15 protein-coding genes are annotated in these 17,247 nt (G+C 73.5%); 6 read left to right on the top strand and 9 right to left on the bottom strand.

Going from position 1 to position 17,247, the window contains the following annotated elements; all coding sequences use genetic code 11:
- Positions 1–69 precede the first annotated feature (69 nt).
- Positions 70–2,196: a type IIA DNA topoisomerase subunit B gene (locus UQW22_RS13580; RefSeq protein WP_407317572.1), complete on the bottom strand. Its 2,127-nt coding sequence runs from the start codon at positions 2,194–2,196 to the stop codon at positions 70–72.
- A gap of 143 nt (positions 2,197–2,339) precedes the next feature.
- Between UQW22_RS13580 and UQW22_RS13575 the strand changes: the two genes are divergently transcribed.
- Together UQW22_RS13575 and UQW22_RS13570 are read left to right on the top strand one after the other, a co-directional pair.
- Entirely contained in the window at positions 2,340–2,570 is a 231-nt protein-coding gene (locus UQW22_RS13575) for a hypothetical protein (protein ID WP_407317571.1), read from the top strand.
- Positions 2,571–2,676: 106 nt separating this feature from the next.
- Positions 2,677–4,128, top strand: a complete 1,452-nt coding sequence (locus tag UQW22_RS13570) for an FAD-binding oxidoreductase (protein WP_407317570.1) — start codon at positions 2,677–2,679, stop codon at positions 4,126–4,128.
- Positions 4,129–4,220: 92 nt separating this feature from the next.
- On the opposite strand, the gene UQW22_RS13565 is transcribed toward UQW22_RS13570, so the two are convergent.
- The 3 genes from UQW22_RS13565 to UQW22_RS13555 all read right to left on the bottom strand — a co-directional run bounded on the left by UQW22_RS13565 (position 4,221) and on the right by UQW22_RS13555 (position 7,619).
- A complete protein-coding gene (locus tag UQW22_RS13565) occupies positions 4,221–5,807 on the bottom strand; it encodes an RNA polymerase sigma factor (protein ID WP_407317568.1) in 1,587 nt (528 codons plus the stop codon).
- 247 nt (positions 5,808–6,054) lie between these two features.
- A complete protein-coding gene (locus UQW22_RS13560; RefSeq protein ID WP_407317567.1) occupies positions 6,055–6,414 on the bottom strand; it encodes a universal stress protein in 360 nt (119 codons plus the stop codon).
- A 59-nt stretch (positions 6,415–6,473) separates the two neighbouring features.
- A complete protein-coding gene (locus tag UQW22_RS13555) occupies positions 6,474–7,619 on the bottom strand; it encodes a DUF4192 domain-containing protein (protein ID WP_407317565.1) in 1,146 nt (381 codons plus the stop codon).
- 97 nt (positions 7,620–7,716) lie between these two features.
- On the opposite strand from UQW22_RS13555, the gene UQW22_RS13550 reads away from it, so the two are divergent.
- Both UQW22_RS13550 and UQW22_RS13545 read left to right on the top strand, forming a co-directional pair.
- Positions 7,717–8,250 (top strand): hypothetical protein, encoded by a 534-nt coding sequence (locus UQW22_RS13550; RefSeq protein ID WP_407317563.1) that lies wholly within the window; start codon positions 7,717–7,719, stop codon positions 8,248–8,250.
- A 63-nt stretch (positions 8,251–8,313) separates the two neighbouring features.
- Positions 8,314–9,420, top strand: coding sequence for a polyprenyl synthetase family protein (locus UQW22_RS13545; protein WP_407317561.1), 1,107 nt, complete (start codon positions 8,314–8,316; stop codon positions 9,418–9,420).
- Between the two features lie 8 nt (positions 9,421–9,428).
- On the opposite strand, the gene UQW22_RS13540 is transcribed toward UQW22_RS13545, so the two are convergent.
- Complete coding sequence (locus UQW22_RS13540) at positions 9,429–9,812, bottom strand: Rv2175c family DNA-binding protein (RefSeq protein ID WP_407317560.1); 384 nt, start codon at positions 9,810–9,812, stop codon at positions 9,429–9,431.
- 70 nt (positions 9,813–9,882) lie between these two features.
- Between UQW22_RS13540 and pknB the strand changes: the two genes are divergently transcribed.
- Positions 9,883–11,865: a Stk1 family PASTA domain-containing Ser/Thr kinase gene (gene pknB, locus UQW22_RS13535; RefSeq protein ID WP_407320819.1), complete on the top strand. Its 1,983-nt coding sequence runs from the start codon at positions 9,883–9,885 to the stop codon at positions 11,863–11,865.
- Here the strand turns inward: pknB and UQW22_RS13530 are convergent.
- From UQW22_RS13530 to UQW22_RS13520, 3 genes are all read right to left on the bottom strand, one after another.
- Positions 11,852–13,216 (bottom strand): class II 3-deoxy-7-phosphoheptulonate synthase, encoded by a 1,365-nt coding sequence (locus UQW22_RS13530; protein WP_407317559.1) that lies wholly within the window; start codon positions 13,214–13,216, stop codon positions 11,852–11,854. The two genes, pknB and UQW22_RS13530, sit on opposite strands and share 14 nt — an antisense overlap.
- A gap of 14 nt (positions 13,217–13,230) precedes the next feature.
- Entirely contained in the window at positions 13,231–14,457 is a 1,227-nt protein-coding gene (locus tag UQW22_RS13525; protein WP_407317558.1) for a pyrophosphate--fructose-6-phosphate 1-phosphotransferase, read from the bottom strand.
- Between the two features lie 75 nt (positions 14,458–14,532).
- On the bottom strand, positions 14,533–15,330 hold the full coding sequence (locus tag UQW22_RS13520; RefSeq protein WP_407317557.1) for a lysophospholipid acyltransferase family protein: 798 nt from the start codon (positions 15,328–15,330) through the stop codon (positions 14,533–14,535).
- A gap of 42 nt (positions 15,331–15,372) precedes the next feature.
- Here UQW22_RS13520 and UQW22_RS13515 point away from each other — a divergent pair, with 42 nt between their 5' ends.
- A complete protein-coding gene (locus UQW22_RS13515) occupies positions 15,373–15,879 on the top strand; it encodes a hypothetical protein (protein WP_407317556.1) in 507 nt (168 codons plus the stop codon).
- Positions 15,880–16,120: 241 nt separating this feature from the next.
- Here the strand turns inward: UQW22_RS13515 and UQW22_RS13510 are convergent, their stop codons facing one another.
- On the bottom strand, positions 16,121–17,065 hold the full coding sequence (locus tag UQW22_RS13510) for an ROK family glucokinase (protein ID WP_407317554.1): 945 nt from the start codon (positions 17,063–17,065) through the stop codon (positions 16,121–16,123).
- Positions 17,066–17,247 lie beyond the last annotated feature (182 nt).

Raw genomic sequence — 17,247 nt, 5'->3', positions numbered from 1 at the left:
CGGTGCCGCCAAGGCACGCACCGTGCCGGGATCCGGACAGGTGCCGGACCGGATCGTCGACCTGGCGGCTCAGGCGTCGATCTGCGAACGGTCCAGCGCGTGCGCCCCCGCGACGATGAACTCCTTGCGGGGGGCGACGTCCGAGCCCATGAGCAGCTCGAAGACGCGCTCGGCCGCCTCGGCGTGCTCGACGGTCACCCGGCGCAGGGTGCGGTGGCGCGGATCCATCGTGGTCTCGGCGAGCTGGTCGGCGTCCATCTCCCCCAGGCCCTTGTACCGCTGGATGTCGTCCTTGTAGCGGCGCCCCGCCTTGTCGAGCTTGCGCAGGGTGGCGTTGAGCTCGGCCTCGGAGTAGGTGTACAGGTACTCGCCCTTGCGCCGGCCGGCGCCGAGCACCTCGATCCGGTGCAGCGGCGGGACGGCGGCGAACACGCGGCCGTCGGCCAGCAGCGGGCGCATGTAGCGGTAGAACAGCGTCAGCAGCAGCGTACGGATGTGCGCGCCGTCGACGTCGGCGTCCGTCATCAGCACGATCTTGCCGTAGCGCGCCGCGTCGAGGTCGAAGGACCGCCCCGAGCCCGCCCCGATCACCTGGATGATCGCCGCGCACTCGACGTTGCGCAGCATGTCGCTGATCGAGGCCTTCTGGACGTTGAGGATCTTGCCGCGGATGGGCAGCAGCGCCTGGAAGTCGCTCGAGCGCGCCAGCTTGGCGGTCCCCAGCGCGCTGTCGCCCTCGACGATGAACAGCTCGGAGCGCTCGACGTCGTCGCTGCGGCAGTCGGCCAGCTTGGCCGGCAGCGAGGAGGACTCCAGGGCGTTCTTGCGCCGGGAGATCTCCTTCTGCTTGCGCGCGGTGATGCGAGCGCGCATCTCGGCGACGACCTTCTCCATGAGCAGCGACGACTGCGCCTTCTCGTCGCGCTTGGTGGAGGTCATCAGCGCCTTGAGCTCGTTCTCCACCACCCGGGAGACGATCTGGCGGACCGGCGCGGTGCCGAGGACCTCCTTGGTCTGGCCCTCGAACTGCGGCTCGGCCAGGCGCACGGTCACCACGGCGGTCAGGCCGGCGAGCACATCGTCCTTCTCGATCCGCTCCGAGCTGTCGCGTGTCGAGACCTTCAGCCGGCGCGCGTTGGCCTCGACCTGCTTGCGCACGGTCTTGAGCAGGCCCTGCTCGAAGCCGGTGCGGTGCGACCCGCCCTTGGGGGTGGCGATGATGTTGACGAAGGTACGCAGCTCGGTCTCGTAGCCGCCGCCCCAGCGCAACGCGATGTCGACCTCGCAGTCGCGCTTCACGTCCTGCGGCGACATGTGCCCCTTGTCGTCGAGCACGGGCACCGTCTCGGTGAACGACCCCGATCCCTTGAGCTGCCACGTCGAGGTGACCGGGGTGTCGGGGGCGAGGAACTCGACGAAGTCCACGGCACCGCCGGAGTGCTGGAAGACCTCCTCGTGGGGGCCGTCCTCCCCCGGGGTGCCGGGCAGGCCGCGCTCGTCGCGGACGAGGATCTCCAGCCCCGGCACGAGGAACGTCGTCTGGCGGGCGCGGGTGACGAGCTCGTCGTAGGCGAACACGGCGGACTTCGGGAAGATCTGGCGGTCGGCCCAGTACCGCACCCGCGTGCCGGTGGCCTTGCGCGGCGCCTTGCCGACCACGGGCAGCTCGCTGTGGTCGACGAACGGCTCGAACGGAGCGTCCGGCGTCGGTCCCGTGGCCGGGTCGTCGAACAGCCCGGGCTCGCCCCGGTGGAACGTCATGCGGTACGTCTTGCCGGAGCGGTCCACCTCGACGTCGAGGCGGGACGAGAGCGCGTTGACCACGGAGGCTCCCACCCCGTGCAGACCGCCGGACGCCGTGTACGAGCCGCCACCGAACTTCCCGCCCGCGTGCAGCTTGGTGAACACGACCTCCACACCCGACAGCCCCGTCTTGCTCTCGCGGTCCACCGGGATGCCGCGACCGTCGTCCTCGACCGTCACGGACGTGTCGGCGTGCAGCACGATGCGGATCTTCGTGGCGTGGCCCCCGAGCGCCTCGTCCACGGAGTTGTCGATGATCTCCCACAGGCAGTGCATCAGGCCGCGAGAGTCGGTGGACCCGATGTACATGCCGGGTCGCTTGCGGACCGCCTCGAGGCCCTCGAGGACGGAGAGGTGTCGTGCGGTGTACCCGGACTCGGAGGTGGCTGTCACGCGCACGAGGGTAGTCCAGGATGCCGACACGCCCGCGCAGGCGCTCCGCCGTCGGGCCCCGGTGTGACCCGCGCCGTGATCGCCGGGAGCGAACCGAGCCCCCGCGGCGGAACAACTTCGCCACGAGATGGTTTGATGGAGGCGTGAGCACAACGACCGAACCGACGACCCAGCCGCTGACCGCTGCCGACCGCTGCGACCGCTGCGGGGCCCAGGCCTACGTGCGAGTCGTGCTGCCCGTCGGAGAGCTCCTCTTCTGCGGACACCACGCACGCGCGCACGCCGACGCCTACCAGCCCGTCGCGGAGCACATCCAGGACGAGACCGACCGTTTGCACGCCGAGCACGGCTCCGGCCCCACGAGCGCCGGCTGAAGCCAGCCTCCTACCGACCGGGAGCCCCGCACCACCTCGTGGTGCGGGGCTCTCGTGCGTCGGTGACCGGATGTCACGAACGGCGACCGTCGGCCTCCCTCCATGTATGACCGTCGAACCCACACCACCCGTCGCCTCTCCGACCCGCACCGTGCTCGGCTCCGAGCCTGCCGGGGCCGTCACGCGGCTCGCGACGGCGCTCGGCATGACGCTCGAGGGTGCGGTCCGCGCCCCGGGCGATCCGGGGTACGCCGAGGCGCTCCCCGGGTTCGACCTGTCCGTGGCCCAGCGTCCCGCGCTCGTGGTGCACGCCGCGACGGCCGACGACGTCGCCCGCACGGTGCGCGGAGCAGCCGCCAACGGCCTGGGTGTGGTCGTCCGTGCCACCGGGCACGGGGCACCCGCCGCCGGCCCACGTGACCTCCTCCTCGACACGTCGCGCCTCGACCGGGTCGAGATCGACCCGGTCGCCCGGTCCGCCACCGTCGGTGCGGGTGTCACGTGGCAGGCGGTCCTCGACGCCGGTGCACCTCACGGTCTGGGGGGACTCTGCGGCTCGTCGCCGCACGTCGGCGTCGTCGGGTACACCCTCGGGGGCGGTCTCGGCCCCCTGGCGCGCACCTTCGGCTTCGCCGCCGACCATGTCCGCTCGCTCGACGTCGTGACTCCTGCAGGTGAGGTCCTCACCGCGACACCGACCCGCCATCCCGAGCTCTTCTGGGCTCTCCGCGGCGGAGGCGCCGCGTTCGGCGTCGTCACCGCGATGACGTTCGACCTCTTCTCGCTGCCCACCGTCCGGGCCGGTGCCCTGTGGTTCGACGTCGCGGACGCCGCGCCGGTGCTCCACCGGTGGCGCGAGCTGACGACCGGCCTGCCGGACGACGTCTCGACGTCCGTGGCCCGTCTCAACCTGCCGCCGCTGCCCGACCTGCCCGAGCCGCTGCGAGGACGCGCCGTCCTCACGGTCCGCTACGCCCGCCACGGCGACGGGCCGGACACGCTCGTCGACGAGCTGCGCGCCGTCGCCACGCCCGTCCTCGACGCGGTGGGCGACCTGCCCTACGAACGGCTCGGCGAGATCCACGCGGACCCGGAGGATCCCCTGCCGATCCTCGAGGGAGGGACCACGCTCACCTCGCTGCCCGCCGCGGCGGTGGACGCCCTGCTGGCCGCTGTGCCGCCCGGTTCTCCCGTGCTCATGGCCGAGCTGCGGCTCCTGGGCGGCGCGATCGCCCGGCCCCCGACGACGCCGAACGCGGTCGGCGGCCGCGACGCCGCCTTCTCGCTCTTCGTCCTCGCCCTCGGGGCTCCGGACGAGCCGCCGGACGGCGAGCACGCCGTCCGCGAGGTCGACGCCGCGATGGCCCCGTGGGCCACGGGCGCCGCCCTGCTCAACTTCGCCGGCAAGCGTGACCCGCGCTCCTCCGCCCGGGTGCGCACGGGGTTCGGCGCGGAGACCTACGCCCGACTCGTGGAGCTGCGGCAGAGGAACGACCCCCGCGGCGTGCTCGACCCGTCCGCGCGCTGGTCGGCGATCCGGCCGGGGTCGGCCGCCTGACCCCCCGGAGAACGCGAGAGCCCCGGTGCCGGACGTCCGGCACCGGGGCTCTCGCGCGCTGCGCTCGTCGGGCTCACGCTGACGGCGGGCTGTCAGTCCAGGTAGTCGCGCAGCACCTGCGAGCGCGACGGGTGCCGCAGCTTCGACATCGTCTTGGACTCGATCTGACGGATGCGCTCGCGCGTCACGCCGTAGACCTTGCCGATCTCGTCGAGCGTCTTGGGCTGACCGTCCTGCAGGCCGAAGCGCATCGAGACCACGCCGGCCTCCCGCTCGGACAGCGTGTCCAGCACCTGGTGCAGCTGCTCCTGGAGCAGCGTGAACGACACCGCGTCGGACGGCACCACGGCCTCGGAGTCCTCGATGAGGTCACCGAACTCGCTGTCGCCGTCCTCGCCGAGCGGGGTGTGCAGCGAGATGGGCTCGCGGCCGTACTTCTGGACCTCGACGACCTTCTCGGGGGTCATGTCGAGCTCCTTGGCCAGCTCCTCCGGCAGGGGCTCACGGCCCAGGTCCTGGAGCATCTGGCGCTGCACGCGGGCGAGCTTGTTGATGACCTCGACCATGTGCACCGGGATTCGGATGGTGCGGGCCTGGTCGGCCATCGCGCGGGTGATCGCCTGACGGATCCACCACGTGGCGTACGTCGAGAACTTGTAGCCCTTGGTGTAGTCGAACTTCTCGACCGCGCGGATCAGACCGAGGTTGCCCTCCTGGATGAGGTCCAGGAACAGCATGCCGCGGCCCGTGTAGCGCTTGGCGAGGGAGACGACGAGGCGCAGGTTGGCCTCGAGCAGGTGGTTCTTGGCACGGCGGCCGTCGTGGGCGATCCACTTGAGGTCGCGCCACATGCGCCGCTCGTCGGCGCTGGCCTTCGTCCGGTCGAAGTCGGCGTAGTCGTTGCTCAGGCGCTCCTCGGCGAACAAGCCGGCCTCGATCCGCTTGGCGAGGTCGACCTCCTGCTCGGCGTTCAGCAGCGCGACCTTGCCGATCTGCTTGAGGTAGTCCTTGACCGGGTCGGCCGTGGCGCCCGCGGTGACGACCTGCTGGGCCGGCTGGTCGTCGTCGTCGGTGTCCGAGACGACGAAGCCGCCGCGCTCGTCCTCCTTCTTGCGGCCGTTGCGCGGCAGGGCGGTGATCCGCTCCGGCACCTGCTCCGGCTCGTCGTCGTCCTCGACGGGCACACCGTCGGGCTCGGGCGCCGGCTTGTGCGCCTTCGCCGCGGCCTTGCGCGTGGTCTTCGCGGCCGGGGCCTTCTTGGCGGCGGCCTTCGCGGGCGCCTTCTTCGCAGAGGTCTTCGCCGTGGTGGCGGACTCCTCCGGTGCCTCGTCCGCGGACGCCTCCGACACCGACCGCGTGGTCGTCGTCGGCTTGGTCGCCGCGGGGGCCTTCTTCGCGGCCGGCGCCTTGGCGCGGGCCTCGGTCTTGGTCGCGCCGCTGCTGGTCGACGCCGCGGCCACCTTGGTGGCGACGGGCACACCGATCTCCACGCCTGCCGTGGCGAACGCGCGCAGCACGGCCTTCAGGCGCCTGGGGTCACCCACCGCGGCGGTCTCGCACGCGGTGCGGAAGCTCTCCGCATCGACGCGACCGTTCGCGGTCCCGTGAGCGAGCAGCTCGGAGAGGGCAGAGTTGTCGAACTCTCGGGGCAGCGGGGGGTTCTGCGCAGTGGACGCCACAAACCGACCTTTCGGCATTCGAGGGGGCGGTGAACCGCCCGTGTCAGCCGGGGACGATGGCCTCTCGGCTCGAGCGGATACCTATATTGTACCGGCGCGATCTGGGGGCCGGTGGAGAACACGGCTTCCGTAGCGTGTCGTGAACCACGATCCCGGGGCAGGGACGGGGTGATGTCAGGGTGAACGCCAGGTTGCCGGGCGCCTATTCCCGCGCACGACGGCGCCGCGCGGCAGCCGTCGGAACGCCTCAGGGCTTGACCGCCAGCACCGGGCAGGGGGCCTCGAGCAGGATGCGCTGAGCACCGGACCCGAGGATGAGCTTGCCGACCGGGCTGCGCCGTCGCAGGCCGATCACGATGAGCTCGCCCTCCTGCTCGGCAGCGGTGCGGACCAGGTCCTCGGCGACATCGCCGGTGCCCGGCACGATCCGGTGCTCCACTCCGGCGTCGTCCAGCCTGGCGACGAGGGCGTCCAGCTCCTCGGAGGTCGGCGCCGAGCCGGCACTCACGACGAGGAGAGGCTTCTCACGTTGCCGCGCCTCCGAGACCGCGGCGACGAGCGCTTCCCTGCCCTCGGGCGTTCCCAGGTGTCCCACGACGATCGCCATGGTGGCACGCTACCGGACGGTGCCCACCGTCCGTGCGGTCTGGGGTTCGGTCGCGGTGCTCAGTGCGCGCGGCCGCCGCCCGTCCGGATCCAGCCGGGCGGCAGCGCGGAGGACACGACGCAGTGGACCAGCCGGGCGAGGCGGTAGCCCTCGTCGACCTCCAGCGCCTCGGTGACGCGGAAGGAGGCCCGTGGCCCGTCGCCGGCCCACCAGGCGAGGAACGCCAGCAGCGTCAGGCCCGGCGCGCGCAGCCGCTGCGGGACGTGCGCGTCAACCTGCTCCAGGACGGCGCGGGCCCGGGCCAGCGCCTCCGGGTCGGGAGCGACGGCGACCTCCGGGTCGATCACCCGGCCCATCGCCCGAGCCGTCGCGTCGTCGGCCTGCTCGCGACCGTCGGCCCCGGTGGTGGCGCGGACGGCCTCCTCGCCGCCGGGGAGCAGCGTGAGCAGGGCGACGTCCCGGACGACCCGGTCCGCGAGCGCCGCCCCGACCTTGCCGAGCAGTGCGGGCCCCAGCGGCGCGGCGCCGACGGGGCCGCTCTCGAGGTCCACGCAGCGCAGCGCACGACGCCAGGTCGCCACCGCGTCGTCGCGCCACCGCTCCCGGTCGGCGTCGTCCGCGGCGCGTGCACAGGCGGCCTCGCTGCGTCGCGCGGCGCGTCCTGCGAGGTTGCGGGGCTCGTCCGCCGCTCGCGGCGTCCCGTAGGCCTCGCGGGCCGAGGACGCGACCACATGGCCGGCCAGGACGTGGGCCGTGCCCACCTCGCTGCTGTCGAGCGCCGTGAGGGGGTGCCCGGGGTCGGGGCAGCAGGTGGGGTCCTCGCAGCCGAGCCCACGGTAGCCCTCCGGTGTCACGAGCCAGGCGTCGACGTCGACGAGCGGCTCGACGGCTCCCAGCACGACGTCGAGCACGTCGGCGGCGGCAGCGACGCCGTCGGCCGTGTAGAGCGCGAGCACGCAGCGCGCGGGGCGAGCCTCCGCGACGGCGCGCGCCAGCGTCCGCGCCCCCGCGGCCGCGCCGGGTCCGCGCAGGTCGTCGAGCCCGGTGCGCGCGACGAGCCCGAGGAGGCCGTGCGCGGTGGTGCAGGCGAGCACGACGCTCTCGGTCGGCCGGAAGCCGAGCCGGTACGGGACGGCTGCGAGCACGTCGTGCGGTGACCGCAGCGGGATGGTCGAGGGGTCTGGCAGCTCCAGGCTCGTCGTCATGCCTCGATGAGAGCGCAGGAGGCTCGCGCAGCACCGTCGGGCAGGGCCGCGTTGGGGACCGTGCGGGCTGGGGGTGGGCACCCACTACCGTGAGGCCGTGCTCACGACCCGTCAGCGACGCGCCCACCGGGCTGCGCTGTGCCTCGCGCTCGGTGCGGCGACGCTGAGCGGTTGCGCCCCGGACCCCGCCGACGACCCGCCCCGGGGACCGGCCGTCGAGCAGGAGGGACCGTCGCCCACGGCGATGCCGTCGTACGACCCGGCGACGGCGGTCGGCGGCTACGCCCCCGGCTTCCCGACCGACCTGCTCGGTGCGCCGGAGGGCGCCGACCTGCTCGCCAGCTCCGCCGTCGCGGTCGGCGACGACCTGCTGGACGTCTCCGTGAACCTGTCGACCCCGCTGAGCACGCAGGAGGTCGTCGACCGGTACGCCGAACGCCTGGACGAGGCGGGGTTCGACGAGTCCGAGACGGTCGACGTCTCCGCGCTCACCGTCCAGACGGCCTACACGCGCACCAAGGGCAAGAAGAAGCCCCGCGTGGAGACGGTCCTGCTCGGCGTGCTCGACGACGGCGAGCGCCGTCTCGTCTCCCTGTCCGGCACCGTCGTCGACGACCGCGACGAGGGGTAGCCCGCGCCAGGGCCGGGCCCACGAGGAGCGGGCCGGGTCCGGCGCGACACTAGGCTGTGGACCATGTCTGCCGCCTCCGACCTGGTCGAGATCGAGAACCTGCGCCGTGACGTCGACGTCGCGCTGGAGCGCCACCTGACCCGGCTCGTCGACGAGGTCTCCGCCGTCGGACCCGGCACGACCGCGCTGACCGACCACCTCTCGACCCTCCTGGAGGGCGGCAAGCGGCTGCGTGCCGCGTTCTGCTACTGGTCGTTCCGTGCGCACGGCGGGGCGTCCGCCGGTCCGGCCCGCGACGCCGTCGTGCGGGTGGGTGCCGCTCTCGAGCTGTTCCAGGCCGCGGCGCTGCTGCACGACGACGTCATGGACGCCTCGGACACGCGCCGCGGCCGTCCGACGGCGCACCGCGTCTTCGAGGCGCGGCACGTCGAGCAGCGCTGGACGGGCGACGCCGGACGGTTCGGCACGGCCGCCGCGATCCTGCTGGGCGACCTGTGCCTGGTGGCCTGCCACCGCGAGGCGGGCTCCGCCTTCGACGTGCTTCCTCCCGCCGTGGCGACGGCGGCCCGGGACCTGTTCGACGCGATGACGAGCGAGGTCGTCGTCGGCCAGTACCTCGACGTGCTGGTGCAGGCCGAGACGTGGGGCGACGACCCGGCGGCCGACGAGGAGCGGGCCCGGCTCGTGCTGCGCGCCAAGTCCGCCCGCTACTCCGTCGAGCGGCCGCTCGCGCTGGGTGCAGTGCTGGCCGGCGCGTCGTCGGACCGCGTGGAGGCCATCAGCGCGGCCGGCCTGCCCCTCGGGGAGGCCTTCCAGCTCCGCGACGACCTCCTCGGCGTCTTCGGCGATCCCGCGGTGACGGGCAAGCCGGCGGGCGACGACCTCCGCGAGGGCAAGCGCACCGTGCTGGTCGCCCGCACGCTGGCCCACGGGGACGAGGAGGCGCGACGCCTCCTGACGAAGCACCTCGGCGACCCGCGGCTGACCGACGAGGACGTCGCCGCGCTGCGGGCGGCCATCACCACCTCGGGTGCGGTCCAGGGTGTGGAGGCACTCATCGACGAGCTCGCCACGTCGGGGCTCGCGGAGCTGACCGCGGCCGACCTCGACCCGCAGGGCCGCGAGGTCCTCACCGGTCTCGCGCGGGCCGCCGTCGACCGGGCCGCGTGACGGACCGGTCAGGCCAGGGCCTGGGCGACCCGGCGCACCTGCGCACGCCGGCCGGAGCGCAGCGCCTCGATCGGCGAGGTCCCGAGCGACTCCTCCGGGGTGAACAGCCAGCGCAGCGCCTCGGCGTCCGAGAAGCCGACGTCCGACAGCAGGATCACCGTGCCGCGGAGCGTCTCGAGGATCACGGGCTCGCCGTGCTCACCGGTCACCACGAACGCCGCCGGGACCTGGAACGTCTTGCGCTGACCGCGCTTGACACCGATCACGTGCCGGGAGGCGACGAGGCCGCGGGCCCGGCTCGGTTCCACGCCGATCGCGTCGGCGAGGGCGGGAAGCGTCAGCCAGTCGCCGACGAGGTCGTCCAGGGGCAGGTACTGCGGTGCGTCGCTCACGGGCGCCAGCCTAGCCCGCCGCGCCTGCGGGCCGAGCGCGGCCGGCCCTTCTAGAATCGCTGCCGTGGCCATGGTGACGTCCGATCCCCTCGTCGGCCGCCTGGTCGACGGGCGGTACGAGATCGTCGCGCGCGTGGCCCGCGGCGGGATGGCGACCGTCTACCGCGCCCAGGACCGCCGGCTCGGGCGCGAGGTGGCGGTCAAGGTCATGCACGCCCACCTCGCCGAGGGCGTCGAGGGTGCGAGCTTCGTCTCCCGGTTCCGCCGCGAGGCCCGCGCCTCGGCCCGCCTCTCCCACCCGGGCGTCGTCGCCGTCTACGACCAGGGGGTCGACGGCCAGACGAGCTACCTGACGATGGAGTACGTCGCGGGGACCAACCTGCGCGGTGAGCTCCAGGAGGGCCCGCTGACGGTCGGACGAGCCCTGGACGTCGCCGAGCAGGTCCTCGCCGCACTCTCGGCCGCCCATCGCGTCGGGCTCGTCCACCGCGACGTCAAGCCCGAGAACGTCCTCGTCGACGACGAGGGACGGGTGAGGGTCGCCGACTTCGGCTTGGCCCGCGCCGTCACCGAGGTCACCTCGACGGCCACCGGGACGATCCTCGGCACGGTCGCCTACCTGGCGCCGGAGGTCATCACGTCCGGCGGGTGCAGTCCCGCCACCGACGTCTACGCCGTCGGCGTGCTGCTGCACGAGATGCTCACCGGCACGCTGCCCTATCCGGGCGAACCACCGATCCAGGTGGCGTTCCACCACGTCCACGAGGACCTCCCGGCGCCGTCGGAGCGGGTGGACTGGCTCGCCCCGGAGATCGACGAGCTCGTCGCCGCGTTCACCGCACGGGACGCCGACCGCCGGCCGGCGCACGCCGGTGCGGCGCTGGCCGCCGTCGTCGGGCTGCGCGCCGTGCTCGACCCGGCCGTCCTCGAGCGCGCCGCCGACCCGCCCGAGCGCCCGGACGCGGCGGGCTCCGGGCCCGACGGCACCGACGACCCCGATGCGGGCGACCTGGCGCCCGTCGACGGCGTCGACGAGATCCCCACGGGGTTCTTCGCCGACGTCTCGGTGCACGACCACCCCACCGAGCACCTGGTCGACTCCCCCACCAGCACCCTGGAGCGCCACGACGCCGACGGCGGTCGGTCCGCCCGCCCGCGACGCCGCCGGGCCGTGCTCACCTGGCTCGTGGTGCTCGTGCTCATGCTCGGCGGCGGGGCGACCGGCACGTGGTGGTGGTTCACCGACGGCCCGGGAGCCTGGACCAGCGTGCCCGCCGAGCTCGTCGGCTCCGCCGAGGAGGACGCCGTCGCGACGCTGGCCGCGCAGGGCCTCGAGGCGTCCACGACCGAGGCGCACGACGACGAGGTCCCGGCCGGCGACGTCGTGGCGACCGACCCCGCCCCCGGCGACCGCGTGCGCAAGGACGGCAGCGTCGCGCTGACCGTCTCACTGGGCGTGCTGATGCTGCCGGTGCCCGACGGGCTGGTCGGGGCGACGCAGGAGGAGGCCGCCGCGGCGCTGCGGACCGCCGGGTTCGACGTCGGCGACGCCCGGACGGCCCACGACGACGACGTCCCCGAGGACGAGGTCCTCGACGTGTCGGTCACCGAGGGGTCCGAGCAGCCGCACGACACCGTGGTCCGCCTGACGGTCTCGGACGGCCCCGCGCCGGTCCGTGTCCCCCAGGTGGCGGGCCGCAGCCAGGACGGGGCCGAGTCCGACCTCGCCGACGCCGGGCTCGAGGTGGCGTACGGCGACCCCGAGCCCTCCACGGACGTCGAGGAGGGGCGCGTGCTGAGCCAGGACCCCGAGCAGGGCACGACGGCGCGGCGCACCGACACCGTGACGCTCACCCTCTCCGCCGGCCCGCCGGACGCCGAGGTGCCCGACGTCGTCGGCCTGTCGAGCGAGGAGGCGACCACCGCGCTGGAGGACGCCGGGTTCGAGGTCGACGTGAACCGCTACCTCGGCGGTCTGCTCGACACCGTCCGGTTCCAGGACCTCGACGGCGAGGCGCCGGTCGGGTCGACCGTGACGCTCACCGTCTGGTGAGCATCTCCGCGACCTGGAAGGCCGTCTCCAGCGACTGCTGGTGGTTGAGCCGCGGGTCCACGAGGGTCTCGTAGCGCTCGGCCAGGCCGGCGTCGGAGATCTCCTCGCTGCCGCCCAGCACCTCCGTGACGTCGTCGCCGGTGAGCTCCATGTGCAGCCCGCCCGGCACCGTCCCCAGCGCGCGGTGCACCTCGAAGAACCCGGTGACCTCGTCCAGCACGTCGGTGAACCGCCGCGTCTTGTAGCCCGACTCCGAGGTGATGGTGTTGCCGTGCATCGGGTCGGTGACCCACGTGACCGCCACCCCCGCGGCCGTGACCTTCTCCACGACGTCGGGCAGCACCTCGCGCACCCGGCCCGCCCCCATGCGGGCGACGAACGTCAGACGCCCCTCCCGGTTCTCGGGGTTGAGCCGGCGCGCCAGCGCGATCGCGTCGTCCGGGCTCGTCGTCGGGCCGAGCTTGACGCCGATCGGGTTGGCCACGTGCGACAGGAACTCGACGTGCGCACCGTCGAGCTGACGGGTGCGCTCGCCGATCCACAGGAAGTGCGCGCTCGAGGCGTACGGCCGTCCCGTCCGGGCGTCGATCCGGGTCAGCGCCCGCTCGTAGTCCAGGATCAGCGCCTCGTGGCTGAGGAAGAACTCGACCGTGCGCAGCGCGTCGAAGTCGGCGCCGCAGGCGTCCATGAAGCGGATCGCGCGGTCGATCTCCGTCGCCGTGCGCTCGTAGCGGGCGTAGGCGGGGTTCTGCATGAACCCGCGGTTCCACTCGTGCACACGGCGCAGGTCCGCGTAGCCGCCCTGGGTGAAGGCGCGCACGACGTTCGCCGTCGCCGACGAGATCCGGTACGCCTGCTCGAGGCGCGCGGGGTCCGGGATCCGCGACTCCGGCGTGAAGGCGTGGCCGTTGACCATGTCTCCCCGGTAGCACGGCAGGGTCACGCCGTCGCGCGTCTCCTCGTCCGACGAGCGGGGCTTGGCGTACTGCCCGGCGAGCCGGCCCATCTTGACCACGGGAGTGCTCGCCCCGTGCGTCAGGACGACGGCCATCTGCAGGATCGTGCGGACCTTGTTGCGGATGCGCGTGGCGTTCGCGTCGGCGAAGGTCTCCGCGCAGTCGCCGCCCTGCAGCAGGAACGCCTCGCCGCGGCCCGCCGCCGCGAGCCGTTCGGTGAGGGTGTCCGCCTCGGCGGGCACCACGAGCGGCGCCGCGACCGACAGCCGGTCCGCGACGGCGGCCAGCCGGTCGGTGTCGGGCCAGACCGGCTGCTGACGCGCCTCGAGGCCGCGGAACCGGTCCAGGCCGTCCGGGTCGGTCCCCGGCGCGACGGAGTCGACGGCGCTGCTCATGGTGCCCGACCGCCTCAGTGCTCGGCCGGCTGCGCCGGGACGAGGGACTGACCGATGCCGGCCAGCAGCTCGCCGAACCACTCGGTGTGCACGTCGAAGGCCTTGCCCCCGGCGATGCGCGGGAACGCGATCGCCTTGAGCCGGTCGCCGTCCTCCTCGTCGTGGCCGATGACGCCGGCCTCGCCGCGCAGCGCGCACTCGACCGCCAGGTCGGTCATCGACTTGATGAGGCGCAGGTCCTCGGCGTTGGCGGCCGCGGCGCGGGAGTAGTAGCCCGACTTCTGGACCATGACCTTCTCGGCGCCCAGCTTCTCGGCGAACTGCTTCGCGAACCACTGGCCCGGATTGATGGTGTCGAGCTTGACGTGCCCGAACGGGTCGCGCTGGACCTCCTCGCCGGCGGCCTCGAGCTGCGCGACGATCTCGTGCATGCCCGCACCCTCGGAGAGGAAGATGTTGACGTTGCCCTCGCGGTCCATGATCGCCTTGAGGCGCTCGGCCTCACCGTCGATGTCGAGCGCCAGCTCAGGCAGGAACACCGCGTGCACGTCCCAGCGCTCCCGGGTGAGGCCCAGGGCCGGCGCGAACTCCTGCGCGTCCAGCCACTTGCGGTACTCCGCGGCCGCGGCGGCCGTCAGCCACCCGCAGTGACGACCCATGACCTCGTGCACGATGAGCATGCGCGGACCCGAGCGGTGCTCGCCGATGACGTTCGCGGCGAACCCGGCGGCCTCCTCGGCGGCGGTCCACGCCCCGAGCGACTGCTTGATCGGCACCACGTCGTTGTCGATGGTCTTCGGCAGCCCCACGACGGTCAGGTCGTAGTCGTTCTCCGCCAGGTAGGCCGCGAGGTCGGCGGCCGTGGTGTTCGTGTCGTCACCACCGATGGTGTGCAGCACGTCGACGCCGTCGGCCTGGAGCTGCTCGGCCGCCACGTGCAGCGGGTCCTGACCCTCCTGGACGAGCCCCCGCTTGACGCAGTCGGCGGCGTTGGTGAGCTTCACCCGGGAGTTGCCGATCGGCGAGCCGCCGAACCGGTGCAGGACGCCCGCCTGGCGGCGGCCCTCGTCGTCGATCTCGATCTTCGTCCCGGTGAGCAGGCCGTGGTAGCCGTACTGGTAGGCGATGATCTCGATCGACGGGTCGAGCTCGGTGTAACGCTCGATGAGACCTCCGACGGCGGAGGACAGGCAGGGGGCGAAACCACCGGCGGTCAGCAGGGCCACACGACGGACCGACATGAGGGGCTACCTCTCGTTGGGGGATGAACAGCGCTGCCCATCCTATGAGGCCGCGAGCGTGGCCGTGACGACGTCTCAGCCCGCGAGGTCCTGCGGTCCCGCCGTGGGCGGCTCCGGCTCGGCGCGCGTCACGGGCGCCTCCGTCTCGGCCCGGGCCGGGCGCGACGTCCCGGGCGTGGCGTCGACCGGCAGTCCCTGCGCGATCCGCACCTTCGCCGTCGCCGCGTAGACGTCCACGTACTCCTGCTCGCTGAGCCGCAGGATCGCGTACATGATCTCGTCCGCCACGGCCCGCAGCACGAACCGGTCGGACTCCATCCCCCGGTAGCGGCTGAAGTCCAGGGGCTCGCCGAAGACCACGCCGATCGGCCGCGGCTTGGGCACCACCCGCCCCAGGGGCTGGGCGACGTCGGTGCCCACCATCGCGACCGGGACCACCGGGGCGCCCGACTCCAGGGCGAGCCGGGCGACGCCGGTCTTGCCCCGGTAGAGGCGGCCGTCGGGGCTGCGGGTGCCCTCCGGATAGATGCCGAACAGGTCGCCCTCGTCGAGCACCCGCAGCCCCGTGCGCAGCGCGGCCTCGCTCGCCTTGCCGCCCGAGCGGTCCACGGGGATCGTGCCGACGCCGCGCATGAACCCGGCCACCAGCCGGCCCTTGAGACCGCGTCCCGTGAAGTAGTCCGACTTGCCGAGGAACTTCACCTGCCGTTCCAGCACGATCGGCAGCACGAACGAGTCGATGACGGCCAGGTGGTTGCTCGCGAGGATCGCGCCGCCGGCGTCCGGCACGTGCTCCACGCCCCGGGTCCAGGGGCGGAACGCCAGGCGCAGCCACGGCCCGACCAGCACGTGCTTCATGATCCAGTAGAACAACGGTCCTCCTCGCGGCGTCGCCGACGACAATAGAGTGGTCCCATGGCCTCACCGAACCGGGACGCGGAACCGGACGACCTTCCGGACGCTGACGTCGACGCCCGATGGTCCGACATCGTCGCACGTCTGGGCGACGTGGAGCAGTCCGGGTTCGTCGTCGAGGACGCGGAACGACCCGCCCGGCCCGACGACGACGCCCCGCCACCGGCCGACCCTCCCGTGGCGTCACACTCCAGCGGCCCCCGCGACTGGCCCACGACACCGGAGGTGGAGGCGCTCGAGGAGGCCGACGACCACTTCGTGCCGCCCGAGCCCGAGCCCGTGGCGCACCGCGACCCCCTGCTGACGCTCGCGTGGACGGTCGCGGTCGCCGTCCCCGTCCTGACGGTCGTGGGCGTGGTCGTGGTCGCGATGCTGCCGGACCTGAGGGTCCCGGGCTGGCTCGGGCCGGCCGGTGGCGGGGCCTTCCTCGCTGCGGTGGCCGCCCTGGTCTGGCGGATGCCGCACCGGCGCGACCCGGACGACGACGGCCCCGGCGCCGTCGTCTGAGGCCGAGGCGGAGGCGGAGGCGGAGGCGGAGGCGCGGCGAGGGTGCGGGCCGAGGAACGAGGCACTCGCCCGCAGCCGAGCCGCAGACTCGGACGACATCGGCTCGTCCGAGTCGGAGGCGCGGCGAGGGTGCGGGCCGAGGAACGAGGCACTCGCCCGCAGCCGAGCCGCAGACTCGGACGACATCGGCTCGTCCGAGGCGGAGGATCCGGACGACGTCGGCCCGGGCGACCCTGCGGGGTCAGCGGCGCGCCAGGTCGGCGGCGCCGATGATGCCCGCCTCGTTGCCCTGCTGCGCCAGCTCGATCTGCGCGACCGGCCGGTGCCCGAGCGCGGAGAGCTGCGCCTCGTAGGCCTTGCGCACCGGCGTGAGCAGCAGGTCCCCCGCCGCTCCGACGCCACCGCCCAGGACGATGAGCTCCGGGTCGAGCAGCGCCGCGACCGACGCCGAGCCCTCACCGATCCACCGGCCCAGCGTGGCGAGGAGCTCGATCGCCAGCTCGTCCCCGTCCTGGGCGGCCTGCGTGATCTGCGGCCCGGTGATGTCCGCCGGGTCCCCGCCCGCGAGCTCGACGAGCCGGCCGGCGCGATCCGGTGTGGCCGTGGCCGCCTGGCGGGCGTCGCGCACGAGCGCCGTGCCCGACGCGTACTGCTCCCAGCAGCCCTCGTGCCCGCACCCGCAGTAGTGGCCGCCGGGCACCACACGCATGTGCCCGACCTCCGCCGCGACGCCCCACTTGCCCCGGACCAGCTCGCGGTCCACGACGACGGCGCCCCCGAGGCCCGTGCCGATGGTCAGCAGCAGCATGTCCGTGGCCGAGCGCGCCGCACCGAAGCGGAACTCCGCCCACCCGGCGGCGTTGGCGTCGTTCTCGACGACGACGGGCACGTCGAGGTCCACCAGGTCGCTGACCCGCTGAGCCAGCGGGTACTCGCGCCACGCGATGTTCGGCGCGAAGAGCACCGAGCTGCGGTCCGGGCTGACGAACCCCGCGGCGGCGAGACCGATCGCACCGACCTCGTGCTCCGCGGCGAGCTCGGTGCACGCGTCGGCGATCGCCCGGTCGATGCTCGCGACGTCATCGGCGGCGGTGTCCCGCCGGACCTTGGCCAGGATGCGACCGGCCTCGTCCACGACCCCGACGGCGATCTTCGTTCCGCCGATGTCGACTCCGATGGCGTGCATGCGTCAAGTCCTCACGTTCGATCTCGGGGACGCCGGGCCGACGGAGTCCGTCGCACCGGCACGGTCGGCACGCCCGGGCGCGCCGGGGACAACACTACCGACCCGGCACCGCACCGCACGCACCGTCCACCAGGTGGTGCGAGGGGTGACCGCAGCACCTGTGCGACCCGGTATCGTGACCG

The organism is Isoptericola halotolerans (assembly GCF_045689585.1).
GTDB classification, from domain to species: domain Bacteria; phylum Actinomycetota; class Actinomycetes; order Actinomycetales; family Cellulomonadaceae; genus Isoptericola; species Isoptericola halotolerans_B.
The sequence above is the reverse complement of the archived record's forward strand: the minus strand, read 5'-3'. Positions and strand labels throughout refer to the sequence as shown.

Excerpts from the sequence above, each read along its gene's own strand:
- UQW22_RS13570 (WP_407317570.1), top strand. The coding sequence starts at position 2,677 with ATGACCGTCGAACCCACACCACCCGTCGCCTCTCCGACCCGCACCGTG.
- UQW22_RS13530 (WP_407317559.1), bottom strand. The coding sequence starts at position 13,216 with ATGAGCAGCGCCGTCGACTCCGTCGCGCCGGGGACCGACCCGGACGGC.
- UQW22_RS13560 (WP_407317567.1), bottom strand. The coding sequence starts at position 6,414 with ATGGCGATCGTCGTGGGACACCTGGGAACGCCCGAGGGCAGGGAAGCG.
- UQW22_RS13510 (WP_407317554.1), bottom strand. The coding sequence starts at position 17,065 with ATGCACGCCATCGGAGTCGACATCGGCGGAACGAAGATCGCCGTCGGG.
- UQW22_RS13525 (WP_407317558.1), bottom strand. The coding sequence starts at position 14,457 with ATGTCGGTCCGTCGTGTGGCCCTGCTGACCGCCGGTGGTTTCGCCCCC.
- UQW22_RS13515 (WP_407317556.1), top strand. The coding sequence starts at position 15,373 with ATGGCCTCACCGAACCGGGACGCGGAACCGGACGACCTTCCGGACGCT.
- pknB (WP_407320819.1), top strand. The coding sequence starts at position 9,883 with ATGGTGACGTCCGATCCCCTCGTCGGCCGCCTGGTCGACGGGCGGTAC.
- UQW22_RS13545 (WP_407317561.1), top strand. The coding sequence starts at position 8,314 with ATGTCTGCCGCCTCCGACCTGGTCGAGATCGAGAACCTGCGCCGTGAC.
- UQW22_RS13555 (WP_407317565.1), bottom strand. The coding sequence starts at position 7,619 with ATGACGACGAGCCTGGAGCTGCCAGACCCCTCGACCATCCCGCTGCGG.